Origin of the sequence: Pigmentiphaga kullae, assembly GCF_004216695.1 — a bacterium.
Taxonomy (GTDB): domain Bacteria; phylum Pseudomonadota; class Gammaproteobacteria; order Burkholderiales; family Burkholderiaceae_B; genus Pigmentiphaga; species Pigmentiphaga kullae.
The window spans coordinates 2,033,852-2,049,941 of sequence record NZ_SGXC01000001.1 but is presented as its reverse complement, the minus strand read 5'-3'; the positions used below and the strand labels follow the sequence as shown (position 1 = coordinate 2,049,941).

At 63.1% G+C, this 16,090-nt stretch carries 16 protein-coding genes; 12 read left to right on the top strand and 4 right to left on the bottom strand.

The annotated features are described in order from the left end of the window. Positions 1 to 14: 14 nt before the first annotated feature. The 3 genes from EV675_RS09995 to EV675_RS09985 are packed head-to-tail and all read right to left on the bottom strand — an operon-like array spanning position 15 to position 3,116. Positions 15 to 1,160, bottom strand: a complete 1,146-nt coding sequence (locus EV675_RS09995; RefSeq protein WP_165404519.1) for a polysaccharide biosynthesis/export family protein — start codon at positions 1,158 to 1,160, stop codon at positions 15 to 17. Between the two features lie 59 nt (positions 1,161 to 1,219). Further along, positions 1,220 to 1,696, bottom strand: coding sequence for a low molecular weight protein-tyrosine-phosphatase (locus tag EV675_RS09990; protein ID WP_130357097.1), 477 nt, complete (start codon positions 1,694 to 1,696; stop codon positions 1,220 to 1,222). A 25-nt stretch (positions 1,697 to 1,721) separates the two neighbouring features. Further along, complete coding sequence (locus EV675_RS09985; protein WP_130357096.1) at positions 1,722 to 3,116, bottom strand: capsule assembly Wzi family protein; 1,395 nt, start codon at positions 3,114 to 3,116, stop codon at positions 1,722 to 1,724. A gap of 483 nt (positions 3,117 to 3,599) precedes the next feature. Between EV675_RS09985 and galU the strand changes: the two genes are divergently transcribed. The 9 genes from galU (at position 3,600) to EV675_RS09940 (ending at position 11,442) form a co-directional block, all read left to right on the top strand. Then, positions 3,600 to 4,442 (top strand): UTP--glucose-1-phosphate uridylyltransferase GalU, encoded by an 843-nt coding sequence (gene galU / locus EV675_RS09980; RefSeq protein WP_124687958.1) that lies wholly within the window; start codon positions 3,600 to 3,602, stop codon positions 4,440 to 4,442. Between the two features lie 71 nt (positions 4,443 to 4,513). Next, on the top strand, positions 4,514 to 5,692 hold the full coding sequence (lptG, locus tag EV675_RS09975) for an LPS export ABC transporter permease LptG (protein ID WP_130357095.1): 1,179 nt from the start codon (positions 4,514 to 4,516) through the stop codon (positions 5,690 to 5,692). Beyond that, positions 5,689 to 6,510, top strand: coding sequence for a symmetrical bis(5'-nucleosyl)-tetraphosphatase (locus EV675_RS09970; protein WP_130357094.1), 822 nt, complete (start codon positions 5,689 to 5,691; stop codon positions 6,508 to 6,510). The genes lptG and EV675_RS09970 overlap by 4 nt, the downstream gene beginning before the upstream one ends. A gap of 22 nt (positions 6,511 to 6,532) precedes the next feature. Further along, positions 6,533 to 7,102, top strand: coding sequence for a dTDP-4-dehydrorhamnose 3,5-epimerase (gene rfbC / locus EV675_RS09965; protein ID WP_130357093.1), 570 nt, complete (start codon positions 6,533 to 6,535; stop codon positions 7,100 to 7,102). After that, the gene (rfbD, locus tag EV675_RS09960) at positions 7,099 to 7,980 is read left to right on the top strand and encodes a dTDP-4-dehydrorhamnose reductase (RefSeq protein WP_130357092.1); all 882 of its coding nucleotides are present in this window, start codon (positions 7,099 to 7,101) and stop codon (positions 7,978 to 7,980) included. Before rfbC ends, rfbD begins: the two co-directional genes overlap by 4 nt. Continuing rightward, positions 7,977 to 8,990 (top strand): dTDP-glucose 4,6-dehydratase, encoded by a 1,014-nt coding sequence (gene rfbB, locus EV675_RS09955; protein ID WP_130357091.1) that lies wholly within the window; start codon positions 7,977 to 7,979, stop codon positions 8,988 to 8,990. Before rfbD ends, rfbB begins: the two co-directional genes overlap by 4 nt. Positions 8,991 to 9,048: 58 nt before the next feature. Further along, positions 9,049 to 9,738 carry a nitroreductase gene (locus EV675_RS09950; protein WP_130357090.1) on the top strand — a complete coding sequence of 230 codons (690 nt, stop codon included), beginning with the start codon at positions 9,049 to 9,051 and terminating at the stop codon, positions 9,736 to 9,738. 127 nt (positions 9,739 to 9,865) lie between these two features. Next, a complete protein-coding gene (locus tag EV675_RS09945) occupies positions 9,866 to 10,135 on the top strand; it encodes a helix-turn-helix domain-containing protein (RefSeq protein WP_130357979.1) in 270 nt (89 codons plus the stop codon). Continuing rightward, positions 10,132 to 11,442 carry a HipA domain-containing protein gene (locus EV675_RS09940; protein ID WP_130357089.1) on the top strand — a complete coding sequence of 437 codons (1,311 nt, stop codon included), beginning with the start codon at positions 10,132 to 10,134 and terminating at the stop codon, positions 11,440 to 11,442. Before EV675_RS09945 ends, EV675_RS09940 begins: the two co-directional genes overlap by 4 nt. Before the next feature lie 3 nt (positions 11,443 to 11,445). On the opposite strand, the gene EV675_RS09935 is transcribed toward EV675_RS09940, so the two are convergent. After that, complete coding sequence (locus tag EV675_RS09935) at positions 11,446 to 12,111, bottom strand: response regulator (protein ID WP_130357088.1); 666 nt, start codon at positions 12,109 to 12,111, stop codon at positions 11,446 to 11,448. A gap of 187 nt (positions 12,112 to 12,298) precedes the next feature. Here EV675_RS09935 and EV675_RS09930 point away from each other — a divergent pair, with 187 nt between their 5' ends. The 3 genes from EV675_RS09930 to EV675_RS09920 are packed head-to-tail and all read left to right on the top strand — an operon-like array spanning position 12,299 to position 16,088. Next, on the top strand, positions 12,299 to 13,270 hold the full coding sequence (locus EV675_RS09930) for a TraB/GumN family protein (RefSeq protein ID WP_130357087.1): 972 nt from the start codon (positions 12,299 to 12,301) through the stop codon (positions 13,268 to 13,270). Between the two features lie 31 nt (positions 13,271 to 13,301). Further along, positions 13,302 to 14,723, top strand: coding sequence for a type VI secretion system baseplate subunit TssK (tssK, locus tag EV675_RS09925; RefSeq protein ID WP_130357086.1), 1,422 nt, complete (start codon positions 13,302 to 13,304; stop codon positions 14,721 to 14,723). A gap of 27 nt (positions 14,724 to 14,750) precedes the next feature. Continuing rightward, a complete protein-coding gene (locus EV675_RS09920; RefSeq protein WP_130357085.1) occupies positions 14,751 to 16,088 on the top strand; it encodes a DotU family type IV/VI secretion system protein in 1,338 nt (445 codons plus the stop codon). Positions 16,089 to 16,090 lie beyond the last annotated feature (2 nt).

Genomic DNA, 16,090 nt, shown 5'->3' with positions numbered 1-16,090 from the left:
TTCACGATCGGGTCTTAGTTTTGAATGTAGGGACGGGCCACAGTAGCCGTTGGAAGTATGTTTCTCAGCACTCGGCTAAATCGAGCCACCGCGGCAGGATCGACGTAAACAATGTCGCGAGGTTCCAACTCAAACTGATCCGCCAACATGAGAGCATCCGGACTGGCCGCATTAAGATGCCAGATTTGGGGACGCTCATTTTGCCCCATACGAATGACGTAAAGCTGGCCGGCATTGGCGGACAGAGGATCAAACCCTCCAACATCCGATATGGCCTCGGCTAAGCTGAACCTGCCTCGGGGCATGACCAATGACTGGGGCTTTCCAACTTCGCCCAAGACAAATACCTTGTTATACCTGTTCTCAGGAATGGTAACAACATCTCCCGCTCTAAGCAGAATGTTCTGTGATATGTCGCCCTTGTAATAAAATCCGTACAAATCTATCGTCTGCGTCTTGTTGTCACGCATCAACGTTGCGGAATTCAGATTGGCCTCGGGTTTTAGTCCACCAGCAGCCGAAATCAAATCGGCAATCGTCATGGGGACATCAGTCAAAGGAACAACCCCTGGCTTCTCCACCTGCCCCAGGATGTACGCTCTCTTACTCCGATAGTGAAGCACAGATACGTCTACCTGGGGATCGACCAAGACCTTAGTCAAGCTCTTGACGAGGGCGGCCTGGATATCAGCGACAGTCTTGCCTACAGCGGGAACCCTTCCTACATAAGGGAAGAAAAAGCTCCCATCCTCATTGACCACCCGCCCCGTCAGCGCCGCATTCATAGAGCCCGCCGGATTATTGATCTCGGGATGATTCCACACGGTTATAAGCAAGACATCCTGAGCCCCAACGCGGTACTCCGTGGACGGGCTTTGGCGGAAAGAGCTTTGATGCGCCTTTATCTGGGCATCGACCTCTTGCCGCTTCTGGATTTGCTCAGCAATGGTTGTAGGATTGATGGAAAAAACGTCTGCACGCTCTTCCACGGACTGCACATCCGAAGCATCGTAGACATAATCTTTATCGGTCTCATTAATTGTTGGCGTAACACCCAAATACTGACCAGGCACCAGGGCGCAGCCACTGACAAGCAAGGCTCCAGCACAACTCATCCAAAACTTGAATTTCATTTTTTTCAGAAAAAACGGAGAGATCATATAGGCAGACGCATTTAACATGGGCTTAATTAAAAGATCCTTTCCAATACATCATCTGCCTAGGACAACATGCCGACCTTTTTCAAACGCCCAACCCACTCGCGAGCGCCTTCGTCACACTGTGCCCAGACGCTCTCAAAAAAAGACTCCGGCTTGTCGATCGGATCCAGAATTTCACAATTCTGCCACTGTCCCAGCAGGAAAGTTTTTCCCGCAGATCCTGGATAGTTTTTTTGAATATCCCTGCGATGCTCATTATCCATTACAAAAATCACGGAAGCTGCGGCCATATCTCCCCCCGTAACTGACGATGCCCGCTTGTCAGATCGAATAGGAACACCCCGTGCTTCGGCAATTTTGCGCGCATGTTCATGAGGAGATCGCCCCACCGGAGCAGCCAGGCCCCGCGAAAGAACAGTAGCCTTCAGGTTTTGCTCGGCGAGGTGGTAGCGCAGCAGAGCTTCAGCCATTGGGCTCCGGCAAACATTTCCGGTACACAAAACCAGAATAACGGTGGAAGAAAATTCAGACGACATACCATCAACACGCTTAAAAAACCCTCTAAAAGCCGCTCAGAGGGATGTCCATTCCAAGAAGCACAGAGAACGTATTATCAAACTTCCCTGCGGTACGCCTTAACACTACGAGCCCGGCTTTTAGATTGACAGGCCGCAGCCGCCAGCTGTAGGAAAGCTCCGCACCATACCAGCGAGCCGAATCAGGAAAGACCTGATTGATTTTCTGGCTGGCCTCATTCACCTCAGCCTGCAGAATCCGGAATTTATATCTGGAAAAATAGCGAAAATCATCAGGAATTACGGTTACCCCTGCAGAGACCAAACGCCCCGACCCCCCAATCGGGTAGCCTATGGGCATTCCGTCGTGATACAGTCCATTGCTATACGTCGAATGACGATAGGCTGTTCCTATCATCCCTTGTCCCAGTCCGAACACTCGTCGAGCGGTCGTATCTGCAGCCTCCGCATACCAGTGAAGGCGAGTGCTTCCTATGGCATGCTTAAACTGCATTCCCATCTGAGCTAAAAAATGGGAAGGCATTCCGCCTGCCTCGTCTTCGCCAGCCAATTGACCGTAAATGGTGAGCGGATTGCCCCTTGCGTTAATGGTGTATCTAAAATCAACGCCAGACAACTCATTGCTCGGATCGTTCGCCAAATTATTGGAATTCCCCTTCAAGGCATTCCAAATCGCATTGAATCCGTTATTTTTCCCGCTGCCTCCCCATTCGATAAAGCGGGAAGCTCCCAGTTCCAGCCCCACAAACGGCCGAAAGAAGAGACGCATATTCATCACTCTGGCATCCGGGACGGCCGTATCATGCTGCAACTGGCCGAGAAAAATGTCGTATCCCCAAGGCCCAATCCACGACAACCACTTGCTTTGCGGGGCACTTTGCTTGGCTCGTTGCAAGCCAATACCTGGAATAGCCGTTCCAGCGTTACCCCAGTTCAGGCTTCCGTCAACCCCCGGGCCCCAGTAATGCGCGAGCTGGCCGACATACAACGCTTGTCCGAGAAAGCGAGCCGACACATAGCTCCCTTCCACGTTGGCCTTCGACTGTTTGCTGGTGAGGGGATCCAGCAGTCCGTTAAGTTGCAGCTTTCCTGCAAAGGTCTCATTCCCCCCGCGCAGGTACACGCCTCCGGTAACCACAGCACGACTTTGGTTCGCAAACCCCAACTGCGGCACGGAATCCGTATTGATTTGCGTGGTGACCCCGAAATTGAAACTCTTCTGGTCATCCAGGTAACGGCGCACGGCAAGGATTGCATGCACATCCGCGCGTGTCAGGCCCTTCTTTTTGCGAACTTCTAAGGCTGACTCCAGTGCTGAAACCGGAATCGGCCACGTTGAAGTGGATACATATCCGATGATCCCTCGATCAACCAGCCACTGGACGTCATCTCTCAGTTCCTGATTGCCTGCCTCGATCATGGCAGCATCCTGCGCCCGGGCGGTCCCAGTCCCATCGAAAAGGGCACAGGCAGTGCCCAGCACGCTAGCCGCAATCAAGCGGCAGACATGTTTGTTGACGGGCAAGTCCAAGCGGATTAGAGCACTTTTGTGCACGATAGGCGTCAAGAGGAGGGAGGTGCCCGTAGAGCATAGGCGTTTACCCTAGGTTTCGCGAAAAAAGGAAAGGCGAGCAAACATACCATGAAACCCTACACCTCCATATCGCACTTAATTTCTATAACAAATTTGCGATCATCCCGCTATGAAGGTTTCACGTACGTCTGATTGCGTCTCCCGTGTGGGCAATGATAGCTCCCGTTACGAGAGTTTGATCAACGGTAACAAGCGCTTTTTCCTTTTTCTTCCCGCTCAATTTCGCCCCCCCTTGCCCCCCGGGACGAGAAGCAAGTCGAGTAACATGCCTAGCAACACAGCATTCTCACCCTTTCTCGAGTCGCTTCTATGAAACCCATCCGCACTGCCGTCTTTCCTGTTGCCGGCCTGGGCACGCGTTTCCTTCCTGCAACAAAAGCCATGCCGAAGGAGATGCTGCCCGTCATCGACAAGCCCCTAATCCAGTACGCCGTCGAAGAAGCGGTAGCGGCAGGGATCTCTACTATGGTCTTCATTACCGGCCGCAACAAGCGGGCAATCGAGGATCACTTCGACACGATTCCCGAGCTGGAGGCCGAACTGGTGGCCAAGCACAAGATCGAGTTGCTGCGCACGGTGAAGAACATCATCCCGCCATCGGTGAACTGTATCTATATTAGGCAGCCTGCTCCCCTGGGGCTGGGCCACGCTGTGCTGTGCGCCGAGCCGGTGGTGGGCAAGGAGCCGTTCGCGGTACTGCTGGCCGACGATCTGATCGATGCCGACGTGCCTGTTACAAAGCAGCTTGTCGATGCCGCCTTGGCGAACGGCGGCAGCGTGTTGGGTGTGCAGGACGTGGACCGGCAGGATACGTCGAAGTACGGAATCGTCGACACGCGGGACGCTTCGGGGCAGACCGCCCAGGTGTTCAACATGGTTGAAAAACCCGCTCCGGAGGACGCCCCGTCCACGCTGGCGGTGGTGGGCCGCTATGTTCTGGAAGGCGAGATATTCGATCACTTGCGTACGTTGGGCAAGGGCGCCGGCGGCGAGATCCAGTTGACGGACGGGATCGCGGCGCTGATGCAGGCCAAGCGCAAGGTATTCGCGCACCGCTACGACGGCAAGCGTTATGACTGCGGCAGCAAGACGGGGCTGTTCGAAGCCACGGTCGCGCTGGGCAAGAAGTACCACGGGTTCGAGGTGAAGTAAGCCGCGGCGGGGTCGGCCGTCCCGCGCCGGCCATCCTTTACACTAACGGCCTGTCCCTTCCCCTATACGCCGTGAACACCGCCCGCCGCTACCTGGCCACCGAAATCTATCGTTCCTCTTCCGTCGTCCTGATGGCGCTGGTGGGGTTGTTCTCGTTCTTCGCCCTGGTGGACGATCTGGACCAGGTGGGTCGTGGCGGCTTCAAGCTGTACCACCTGCTGTTCCTGGAACTGCTGGCGTTGCCGACGCGGATCTACGACATCCTGCCCATCGGGTTGCTGATCGGGGCGATCCTGGCGTTGGCGGGGCTGGCGCAGCGGCACGAACTGGTGATCCTGCGGGTATCCGGGGTCAGCGGGATGCGGCTACTGGGGATGCTGTGGCTGGTGTCGGTGCCGGTGATGCTGCTAGCGATCGTGCTGGCCGAGTGGTTGACGCCGGCGGCGGAGATCAAGCTGAACGAGACGCGGCTGACAATCACGGGTAGCGCTGGGGGGCGGTCGTCGGGGGTGTTGCGCAGCGGCTATTGGTTCAAGGAAGACGCCCCGGGCGGTGAGCGCATCATCAATGTGGGCACGATGCAGGCGGGCGGCAGCGCCACGGACGTGACGCTGTACGACTTCACGTCGTCGCGGCAGCTGGCGTCGATCACGCAGGCGAAGACGGGCAGTTTCGGGACGAATGAGCTGCGTCTGCATGACGTGGCGATCACGACGGTTTCCCCGACGCTGGAATCGGCGCTGCACGCGGGAACGCGGGCCACCGAGGCCCCAGTGGTAGTAACGCATGAGGCCGAGCGCACGGTGCCGACGACGTTGACGCCGGAACTGTTGCTGGCACGGGTGCTGACGCCGGAGCGGATGTCGTTCACGGATCTGCTGGACTATGTGGGGTATCTGAACAAGAACCACCTGACGTCCGACCGGCAGATCGTTGCCATCTGGCGAAAGCTGATCTATCCGTTCACGCTTCTGGCGATGATCACCATCGCCGCGCCGATCGGGTTCATGCAGACGCGGCGCGGTGGGATCGGGGTGAAGATTTTCCTGGGCATCCTGCTGGGCGTGGGCTTTTTCATGTTGAATCAGTTGGCGCTGAACGTGGGCATGCTGAATCGCTGGCCGGCCTGGGTGACGGCGGTGGCGCCGAATGCGCTGGCATTGGGTGCCGCGCTGCTGGCGATGCTGGGGATGGAGTACGGCAATCTGCTGCGCGCCCGGTGGCGTCAGGCGGCGGGTGCGACGACATGAGTATCTGGATGATCGGCGACTTGCAGGGGTGCTGCGCACCGCTGGAGTCGCTGCTTGCGCGGCCGGAGATCGCGGGCGATGCCGATGCGCGGTTCTGGTTCGCGGGTGATCTGGTGAACCGGGGGCCAGCCTCGCTGGCGACGGTGCGCAAGGTGATGTCGCTGGGCGAACGCGCGGTGGCGGTGCTGGGCAATCATGACTTGCATCTGCTGGCGGTGGCGGCCGGGCTGCACAAGGTGGGCAAGTCGGACACGATCCAGGAGGTCCTGGATGCGCCGGATGCCGCCGACATATTGGCCTGGCTGCGGCATCGGCCGTTGGCGCATTTTCAGTTGGGACATCTGATGGTTCACGCGGGCGTACTGCCCGCCTGGACGGCGGCTCAGACGCTGGCGCTGGCCGGCGAGGTGGAGTCAACGCTGCGCGGGCCCCACTGGCGGGATTTCCTGGCGCAGATGTATGGCAATCAGCCGGCGGCCTGGGATGACGGGCTGCAGGGCGCGGATCGGCTGCGGGTGATCGTGAATGCGTTGACGCGGATGCGTTTCTGCGCGGCGGACGGCACGATGGAGTTCGCGGCCAAGGCCAATGCCAAACATGCGCCGGACGGGTTCATGCCTTGGTTCGACGTGCCGGGCCGGGCGACGGAGTCGGTCACGGTGGTATTCGGGCATTGGTCGACGCTGGGGCTGCTGGAGCGTCCGGGCCTGCTGTCGCTGGACACGGGCTGTGTCTGGGGCGGGCAATTGACGGCCGCGCGCCTGGAGGACCACAAGCTGGTGCAGGTGGCCTGCCAGCAGTATCAGGTACCGGGCTGATCGCCCGCCGGCAAAAGGGGTAATCGTGGACGTGCTGGAGACCCGCCTGCCGGAAGTGCTGGTGTTCGCGCCCGAGGTGCGGCGCGATGCGCGCGGGTATTTCGTGGAAACGTTCCGGGCGAGCTGGCTGGAGCAGGCGGGCATCCAGGCGGAGTTCCTGCAGGAGAATCAATCGCTGTCGCGGCGCGGTGTGCTGCGCGGACTGCATTTCCAGTGGCCGGGCGCGCAGGGCAAGCTGGTGCGGGTGGCGCGGGGCCGGATTTTCGACGTGGCGGTGGACGTGCGCTTGGGGTCGCCGCGTTTCGGGGCCTGGGTGGGCACGGAGATCGATGGCGATACCCACCGGCAGGTCTGGATTCCTCCGGGCTTCGCACACGGTTTCTGCGTGCTGTCGGACGAGGCCGAGGTCGTCTACAAGTGCACGGCCTATTACGACCCAGCCGCCGAAACCGGCGTGCGCTGGAACGATCCCGCGCTGGACATTGCATGGCCCGACGTCGGGCCCTACGCGCTGTCGGCCAAGGACGAAGCGCAGCCATTGCTGGCGGAGCTGCCGCGCGACCGTTTGCCGGTCCATGCAGGCACGCCATGAGCATCCTGGTGGCGGGAGCAGGCGGGCAGTTGGGGCGCGAACTGGTGTCCCGAGGAGCGGCCCTTGGGGTCGTGGGGCTGGATCACGGGCAGTGGGACCTGACCGATCCCACCACGACCGACCGCATCATGGCCGGGCATCGCCCCCAGGTCGTCATCAACGCAGCCGCCCATACAGCGGTGGACAAGGCGGAGCGTGAACCCGCGCTCGCCCTGGCGGTTAACCGGGACGGGGTGGGCCATCTGGCCCAGGCTTGCGCGGCTCGGGGGGCTGCGCTGCTGCATCTGTCGACCTGTTATGTGTTCGATGGGGCCAAGGGCGCTCCCTACGTCGAGGATGACGAGCCCCGGCCGCTGAATGTGTACGGCCGCAGCAAGTGGGAGGGGGAACGGCTGTTGCGCGCGTCGCTGACCCGCCATCTGACGCTGCGGGTATCGTGGGTGTTCGGCGCGCAGGGCGACAATTTCGTCCGCACGATGCTGCGGCTGGCGCGCGAGGGCCGGTCGCTGCGCGTGGTGGCCGACCAGGTGGGCACGCCTACGCCCGCGGGCGCCATTGCCGGGGCTTTGTTGCAGTTGGCCACGCGCATCCAGGGCGGCGAAGAGCTGCCGTGGGGCACCTATCACTACCCAGGCGGTCCGGCGACAACGTGGCACGGCTTCGCCCAGGCCATTCTGGCCGAGGCGCACGAATTGGGTCTGCTGGATTCGACACCCGAGGTCGCGGCCATCGACAGCGGCGACTACGCGACCCCGGCCCGGCGGCCACGCCATTCGGTGCTGGACGGCACGCGGGCGCGCGAGGTCCTGGGCCTGGCGCCGCCGGACTGGCGCACAGGATTGCGAGAGGTATTGTCCGCATGGAAGGACGCGGCATGAATCATGTTCCCCGGCATGTCCTGGTCACGGGCGGCGCCGGCTTCATCGGCTCGAACTTCGTGGCCTGTCTGCTGGCCGGCGATCCCGGCGTGCGGGTGGTCAATCTCGACCTGATGACCTACGCGGCGGATCCCGCCATCCTTCCCCGTTTCGACGCCAGCGGCCGCCATGTCTTCGTCCACGGCGACATCTGCGACGCGGCGCTGGTCGATCGGCTGCTGCGCGATCACGACGTCGATACCATCGTCCACTTCGCCGCCGAGACGCACGTGGACCGGTCCATCAGCGGGCCGGGCGATTTCGTGCGGACCAACGTGGACGGGACCTTCGTGCTGCTGGAGGCGGCGCGGCAGGCCTGGCTGGCCGAGGGCCGTTCCGTGCAGGGGCGGCGTTTCCATCACATTTCCACGGACGAGGTCTACGGTTCGCTGGGGCCGGACGACGCGCCGTTCACCGAGTCCTCGCCGTACGCGCCGAACTCGCCCTACTCCGCCAGCAAGGCGGCCTCGGACCACCTGGTGCGGGCCTATCACCGCACTTATGGGCTGCCGGTAGTGACGACGCATTGCTCGAACAACTACGGCCCCTATCAGCACGACGAGAAGTTCATTCCCACGATCATCCGCTGCTGCCTGGCGGGCGAGCCCATACCGGTGTTCGGCACCGGCGGCAATTCGCGCGACTGGCTATATGTGGACGATCATTGCCGCGGCATAGACCGGGTGCTGCGGGACGGACGCACGGGCGAGACCTACAACATCGGCGGCGGCTGCGAGCTGAACAATATCCAGGTGGCCGAGAAGCTATGCGCGTTGATGGATGAACATCATCCCGAGGGCGCGCCGCATCGCCGGCTGATCAGTTTCGTAGCGGACCGGCCGGGTCATGATTGGCGGTATGCCATCGATGCGGCACGGATGCGCGATGAGCTGGGATGGGAGCCGAAGGAAAACTTCGACGGCGCGATGCGGAAGACGCTGGCCTGGTACCTGGCCAGGGCCGCCGTATGATGGACGGCATCGCCCGTATGCCGCGAAACACGGGCAACACCAATTCGGAAAACGCTCCATGACCCACGACGCGGACGACTACGCTTCGCTCACCCGCCTGCTGAACGACCGCTGGAGCTGCCGCGGCTTCCTGCCCGAGCAACTGCCCCGCGACACCATCCAGCGCATCCTGGCGCTGACGCAGCGCACGGCCTCCTGGTGCAACACGCAGCCCTGGGAAGTGATCGTGACGGCGGGCGCGGGCACGGAGCGGTTCCGGCAGGCCCTGTTCGACCACGTGATGTCGCGGCCGCAGGCGCATCCCGATTTCCCGTTCCCGCGCGAGTACCCTGGCATCTACCGCGAGCGGCGGCGGGAATGCGGCTTCCAGCTGTACGACAGCGTGGGCGTGCAGCGCGGCGACCGCGAGGCCTCGGCCCGCCAGGGCGCGGAGAATTTCCGGTTCTTCGGCGCGCCGCACGTGGCCATCATTACCACGCCCGAGGCGCTGGGCGTGTACGGGGCCGTGGATTGCGGCGCCTACGTGGGCAATTTCATGCTGGCGGCGCGCAGCCTGGGCGTGGCGACGATCGCGCAGGCCGCGCTGGCGGAGTATTCGGGCTTCATCCGCGGGCACTTCGGTATCGGGCAGGATCGCCAGGTGGTCTGCGGGATTTCGTTCGGCTTCGCGGATCCGGGCCACCCCGCCAACGGCTTCCGCACGTCGCGGGCGGCGGTGGATGACGTTGTCAGGTGGGTGGAGGAGTAGAAAATCCTCACGGTCCTAAGGATTTTTCCGTAATTCCGAGTTCATCATAGAAAATCCTTAAGTTCATGAGGATTTTCTTGTCAAATTGGGCATACTGATCAAGAATCCTTTTGACCGTGAGGATTTCATGAAAATTACGCTCGCCGACGCAACCAGCCTTGGCCCGATAGTACGTGCTGTCCGCAAAGCTCAGGGCATCCGCCAAGACGATGCCGCTGGAAGCATGGGTGTAAGCGAGAATTTTTTGGGCAAGATCGAGCGTGGCGGCGAAACCGCGCAGTGGGGCAAACTCTTTCAAGTCCTTGACGGACTGGGGATCCGAATCATCCTCGATCTACCGGAAGATACCGCAGGCCGTCTTCCTGCTTCGTTCGGAAGTGATGCCCAAAGACCATGAGCAGACGCACGCTCATTGCCAGCATCAACGGTCGCCGTATCGGTGAACTTTGGGAGCAGGATGGCCTGTGGGCCTTCCAGTACGACGCGGCCTGGTACGCCGACAGCAGCGGCTATCCATTAAGCCCCCACCTTCCATTGCAGCGTGCACCGTTGATCGACGGCGCGAGCAAGCGTCCGGTGCAATGGTATTTCGACAATCTATTGCCGGAAGAAGGCCAGCGCGTCTTGTTGGCCGCCGACGCACACATCGATGCAGCGGATGCGTTCGGGTTGCTAGGCTATTACGGTGCGGAATCCGCGGGCTCTGTCACGCTGGAAGCAGGTGACACACCGGACACCGGTACTCCCGAGGGCCTGAAGCCACTGCCCGACAGCGAGCTGTCACGCCGGATCCGCCAGTTGCCTCGCGTTGCACTGACCCATGGGTCGAGCAAGCGGATGTCCCTGGCCGGAGCGCAGCACAAGCTTGCCGTCGTACTGCACAACGACGAACTTTATGAGCCATCGGGTTCACTGCCTTCGCTCCAGATCCTGAAACCAGAACACGTGGATCCGGCCTATCCGCATTCCGTCGCCAACGAATGGTTCGTCATGCAGTTGGCATCCAGGATGGGGTTGGACGTACCGACCGTACGGCGACGCTACGTTCCTGAACCGGTCTATGTCATCGACCGATTCGACCGCGTCTCGACCAGCGGAGCCTGGGAACGACGTCACGTCATCGATGCCTGCCAGCTTCTGGGACTGGACCGCACGTTCAAGTACGCGCAGGGCAGTCTCGAGAATCTCGCGCGCCTGGCCGACGCGTGTCGAAGCTCCGCCATCACGCGTACGCGGCTCTATTCATGGCTGGTCTTCAACATGCTGACCGGGAACGGCGACGCACACCTGAAGAACCTGAGCTTCTTCGTGTCGGCCTCCGGCGTACAGTTGGCTCCGCACTATGACCTCGTCAGTACCTCGGTCTACGATACGCCAGCCTTTGACGGGCGAGACTGGCCCGATGCGACGCCGTTGGCCTGGCCGTTGCTGAATGCTCGAAGATTCGCGGAAATCGACCGGCCGTTGATGATTGAGGCAGGCACGGCGCTGGGCATTCGCCGAAACACGTCGACAAGACTGCTGGATGTTCAACAGCGCAGCGTGGTGAACTCGGCCGTCTTGCTGTATGAGGCATTCCTGGCCGATGCGAATGATCGAATGCACGCTCAACCTGCGCTTCAAGCCGTGATCGCCGGCGAGGCTCGCTGCCTGCGCGCCATCGTTTACAACGTGATCAAGGAAATGGCCGAGCGCCTGGCCTGAACGCTACAGCCCCGCCAGCCCGCGCGCCGCGACCACCGCCTCGGTGCGGTTGCGCACGTCCAGCGCGCGGAAGATGGCGGCCAGGTGGATCTTGACGGTGCCTTCGCTGATGCCCAGGTCGCGGGCGATGAGCTTGTTGGGTTTGCCCTGGGACAGCAGACGCAGCACGTCGATCTGCCGTTCGGTCAGCAGGCCTCGCAACTGGTCCAGTGAAGTCGAGCGGGCGCCGCCGGCGGTGTCCGCCGCGGCCACGGGGACGCCGGCCGGCTGGTGGGACATGCCGGACAGCATCATCTGCGGCACGAACACGCCGCCGGCCAGCACCAGCCGCACGGCCGAGAGCATGACGTCGGGCGAGTAGGCCTTGGGGATGAAGCCCAGGGCGCCCAGGTCGATGGCGGCGCGCATGACGTCGGGGTCCTCGACGCCGGACAGCACGATGATGGGCAGCGCGGGCAGGCGCTCGCGCAGTTCGGCGATGTGGCTGTAGCCGTCGGCGCCGGGCATGGTGAGGTCGATCAGGGCCAGGTCGAGATCGTCGGTGGCCGCGTGCCGCAGGTCCTCGACCTTGAGCGCCATCCTGAATTCGACGTCGGGCCCCAGTTCGGCCAGCTTTACCTTGACGGCCTCGATGACCAGCCTGTGGTCATCAGCAATCAGGATCTTCATATTCCCCCCATATCCCTGACACCGTAAAGATAGTCGGCCCGTCCGCGCTAGGCAAGGACTGGCGGCTTGCACCAACGATATAGGCCGCTCGGAATATGGCCCGGACATATCCCGTCTGAAAGAATCGCCTTCACTTTCTACGAGGACGCGGACCATGGGACTGCACTCCCGCCCCCCGTGCCGGTCCATGCCAGGTTTATGGTCGGCGCTGCGATCGTTGTTGCTGGCGCTGGCCTGCGCGGCGGGGGTGCCGGCGTTCGCGTCGGCGCAGCCGGGCGCGGCGCAGCGCGAGGACGAACCGCCGGTGGAGGCCTGGCGCCAGTGGCGCAGCGTCCTGTTCCGGGTGCAGGCGCCTGCGGCGGCCCCGGACGCGGCGGGCGGCGCGGCGGCCGAGTCGGTCAATTTCATCTTCGGCACCATCCATTTCGGCGACCCCCGCGAACTGGCGCTGGATACCGGGGTGATGCGGGAGGCGATGAGCCATACCCGGATCCTGGTCAACGAGGTGGCCAATGACGCCCATTGGGACGCCTCGAAGGAACGCTACCGCCTGCTGGCCGACCAGGCCGGCCTGCCCGGCCTGATCGGGCCGCAGGCGTATGCCGAGCTGCAGCGGCTGCTGCCGGCGGTGCCGCCGGCCCTCTTGCATCGCCTGAAACCCTGGGCCGCGCTGGCGCTACTGGAGGCGCGCGGCGAGGTCGCGGGCGAACAGACGCTGGACCGGCGGCTGGAGCGCTGGGCGGCGGACATGCAGCTGCGCACCGAGCATCTGGAAACGCTGGACGAGCAATTGGCGGCGCTGGACTGCGTGCCGTCGGCCGAGCAGGCGCTGGTGTTGAAACAGCGGTTGCAGACGCCGTGGCTGTTCAGCGAGCAGTCGGCCCGGGTGCTGGAGTACTACCGCAACCGCAACCTGGCGGCGTGGCTGGACGAGATCGACGCGATGGTGGGGCTGGACGCGCGTGCCCGCCCCATCGAGGACAGGGCGCGGCGCTGCCTGATCGAGGCGCGCAACGAACGCTGGCTGCCCCGGCTGGACGAGCTGCTGAGACGAGGCGGCATGTTCGTGGCCGTGGGCGCCATTCATCTGACGGGGGCCGCCGGGCTGCTGGAACGCCTGAGGCAGCGCGGCTTCCTGATCGTGGCGGAACCGCTGTGAAACGGCGGCGCGCCATGGGGAGGACACGGGAATGTTGAACCGACAGCAGGTTTTCTGGGGCCAGGGCGCGTTCCTGGCCCCGCAGCATCTGCAATGTCACGAGGAATGGACACGGGCCTACGGCTGGGCCCTGCACGGCCTGCACGCGCCCTACCCGCGCGGCTTCGAGGTGCTGGAGCTGGACGAGCAGGCGCTGGCGGGCGGGGTGGTCCGGATCGTGCGCTACGCGCTGCTGACGGCGGATGGCCACTGGGTGGGCGGCGGCTCGGCCGGCGCGCCGCAGCCGGGCAATGCCCAGGTTCCCGAGCGCAGCCTGCTGGAGATGGCGGTGGCGGGCAACGATCCGATCTCGCTTCATCTCGTGCTGGCCCGCGATCCGACGGTGCAGGGGCTGGGGCCGGACCAGAAGTCGCTGCTGCCGGCGCGGCATGCGCTGCGCACGGAGCACGTGGCCGATCCCTTCGACCCGCAGGCGCCGTCGGTGGACGTGGATTTCGTCGATTGCCAGCCGCGGATCGTGTGCAGCCTGGACGAGCATGCCGAGGCGGTGCTGGGCAGCGCGGAATCCTGCAAGTTCGCCGAGATCCTGCCCAACGGCCCGGGCCGCTTCAAGCTGTCGCAGGACTACGTGCCGCCGATGGTGTCGCTGAACGCCTCGCCTAACCTGGCGCGCTGGACGCGCGCGCTGCGCGACCTGGTGGTGTCGCGCGGCCAGGATTTCGCCTCGGCCAAGCGCCAGCGCGGCATACGCGCGGCCTCGACCAGCGCGCAGGAAGTGATGCGGGTGCTGATGATGCAGACCTTCGCGCGCTACATCCCGCTGTTGCAGGAACACGTGCGGCTGGGCATGGTGCCGCCCTGGCCGCTGTACCAGGACCTGCGGCGGCTGGTGGCGGAATTCTCGGTGTTCTCGGAGGAGATCGGCTACGCCGGGGGGCTGCAACCCAACCCCGCGGAAACCGAGCTGCCGGTGTATGACCACGACGATCTGCGGCGCTGCTTCAAGCTGGCCTTCGCGCGCGCGGAAAGCCTGATCAAGGCGCTGACGGTGGGCGCCGAAGTGGGCATCACGCTGGCCTACGACGGCCGTTTCCACAAGGCCGACCTGCCGGTCAGCCTGTTCGCGTCGGACAAGACCCGCTTCTATCTGGCCTTCGAATCGTCGGTGCAGGGCATGGAGCTGGCCCAGCGGCTGCAGCGCACCGGCAAGATCGCCTCGAGCGAGGAAATGCCGCGTTTGCTGCAGGCGGCGCTGTTCGGCCTGAAGATCGACCTGCTGCCGGTGCCGCCCGAGGAACTGCCGCAGAAGACGCCGAACACCACGTATTTCCTGATCGATACCCGGCACCAGTTCTGGCAGTTCATCAAGGATCGGCGAAACATCTCGATCTTTTCCGATCTCCCCGCAGACGAGACGGTCATCAAGCTGTTCCCCGTCGGCGCAGAAGAATAGCAACAAGCGCCCAACCAGGAGTCATCCATGGCACGCCTGCTGGATTTCTTTTCACCGGTCTTCTCGTTCGGGCTGGAGCTGGACGAGCGGATCGCCGCCGGCACGGCCGGCAACGGGGCCGCCGAGGTGCAGGAGCACGCGCGCAGGCTGATCGCCGCGGCGAAGGCGGCGGCGCTGGCGGCCGGCAAGCGGCCCGAGCACGTGGAGTCGGCCTGCTTCGCGGTGGTGTCCTGGTTCGACGAGATCATCACGCGCAACCCGGCCTACTGGAACAGCGTCACGCCGCTGCAGGTCGCGCTGTTCAACACCAACAATGCCGGCAACGAGTTCTTCCACCATCTGTCCATCCTGAAGTCGGACGAGGACGAGGTGCGCGAGGTCTACTACCACGCGCTGCTGCTGGGATTCGTCGGCCAGTATTACTTCGAGACCGGCGACACCGGCGAACTGGGCAAGCTCAAGGAACTGCACAGCCGCCAGCTTCCCGTGCCGCCCGCGGCCCTGCACACGCTGCGCGAGGAACCCATCACGCCGCAGCCCTACCTGATGAAGGACCCGTCGGGGCCGCGCTATCCCAAGCAATGGGACAAGCTGCTGCTGAAGGCCGGCGCGGCGGTGGCGCTGCTGATCCCGATCGGCTATCTGCTGTGGCTGCTGGTGGCGGGCCCGCGCGAGACCGGTCCTTCGGTGGCGGACCTGGTGCAGGGGCAATTGCAGACCTACGCGTGTTCGGAACTGGGCGCCCAGGTGGCCGAGAACGGCGCGACCGCGGTAAGCGGTTTCGTCTCGCGCCCCGAGGACATCGCGCGGGTGCAGGCCGACACCGCCGGCATCAAGGGCGTGAAATCGCCCACCTTCGACGTCAAGGTGCGCATCTGGCCGCATTGCGAGGTGGTGTCGCTGCTCAAGCCTTACCGCGCGCGCAACCTCGACCGCCGGCATGGCTTGCAGGTCACGCCCACCACCGGCCACTCGGACCGCTTCACCGAAGGCGAACGCGTCACGGTCAAGCTGGGCCAGGCCGACTACGACGGCTATCTGTACGTGGACTACTACACGGTGGACGGGTCGGTCATCCACCTGTACCCCAACAAGCGCGAGCCGGAGAACGGCCGGCTGATACGCGCGGGCGAGCAGTTCAACGTGGGCGAGAAGATACCCGAGGGCTGGATCGTCGGGCCGCCATTCGGGCAGGAATTGATCACCGTGGTCAGTTCGCCCACGCCGCTGTACACGGCGGAACGGCCCGAGTACGAACCGGCCTCGGCCTACCTGCCCAAGCTGCGCGAGTTCCTGGACGCGCACCGGGGCAACGACAAGCTGGCCGCGAATTTCCTGTTCCTGCAAACCGAACCGAAGCGGTGACG

What these genes read in the sequence shown, in the direction of transcription:
- galU (WP_124687958.1), top strand. Translation starts at nt 3,600, where the DNA reads ATGAAACCCATCCGCACTGCCGTCTTTCCTGTTGCCGGCCTGGGCACG.
- EV675_RS09930 (WP_130357087.1), top strand. Translation starts at nt 12,299, where the DNA reads ATGCCAGGTTTATGGTCGGCGCTGCGATCGTTGTTGCTGGCGCTGGCC.
- EV675_RS09990 (WP_130357097.1), bottom strand. Translation starts at nt 1,696, where the DNA reads ATGTCGTCTGAATTTTCTTCCACCGTTATTCTGGTTTTGTGTACCGGA.
- EV675_RS09985 (WP_130357096.1), bottom strand. Translation starts at nt 3,116, where the DNA reads ATGATCGAGGCAGGCAATCAGGAACTGAGAGATGACGTCCAGTGGCTG.
- rfbD (WP_130357092.1), top strand. Translation starts at nt 7,099, where the DNA reads ATGAGCATCCTGGTGGCGGGAGCAGGCGGGCAGTTGGGGCGCGAACTG.
- EV675_RS09970 (WP_130357094.1), top strand. Translation starts at nt 5,689, where the DNA reads ATGAGTATCTGGATGATCGGCGACTTGCAGGGGTGCTGCGCACCGCTG.
- EV675_RS09950 (WP_130357090.1), top strand. Translation starts at nt 9,049, where the DNA reads ATGACCCACGACGCGGACGACTACGCTTCGCTCACCCGCCTGCTGAAC.
- EV675_RS09945 (WP_130357979.1), top strand. Translation starts at nt 9,866, where the DNA reads ATGAAAATTACGCTCGCCGACGCAACCAGCCTTGGCCCGATAGTACGT.
- tssK (WP_130357086.1), top strand. Translation starts at nt 13,302, where the DNA reads ATGTTGAACCGACAGCAGGTTTTCTGGGGCCAGGGCGCGTTCCTGGCC.
- EV675_RS09995 (WP_165404519.1), bottom strand. Translation starts at nt 1,160, where the DNA reads ATGATCTCTCCGTTTTTTCTGAAAAAAATGAAATTCAAGTTTTGGATG.
- EV675_RS09920 (WP_130357085.1), top strand. Translation starts at nt 14,751, where the DNA reads ATGGCACGCCTGCTGGATTTCTTTTCACCGGTCTTCTCGTTCGGGCTG.
- EV675_RS09940 (WP_130357089.1), top strand. Translation starts at nt 10,132, where the DNA reads ATGAGCAGACGCACGCTCATTGCCAGCATCAACGGTCGCCGTATCGGT.
- EV675_RS09935 (WP_130357088.1), bottom strand. Translation starts at nt 12,111, where the DNA reads ATGAAGATCCTGATTGCTGATGACCACAGGCTGGTCATCGAGGCCGTC.
- rfbB (WP_130357091.1), top strand. Translation starts at nt 7,977, where the DNA reads ATGAATCATGTTCCCCGGCATGTCCTGGTCACGGGCGGCGCCGGCTTC.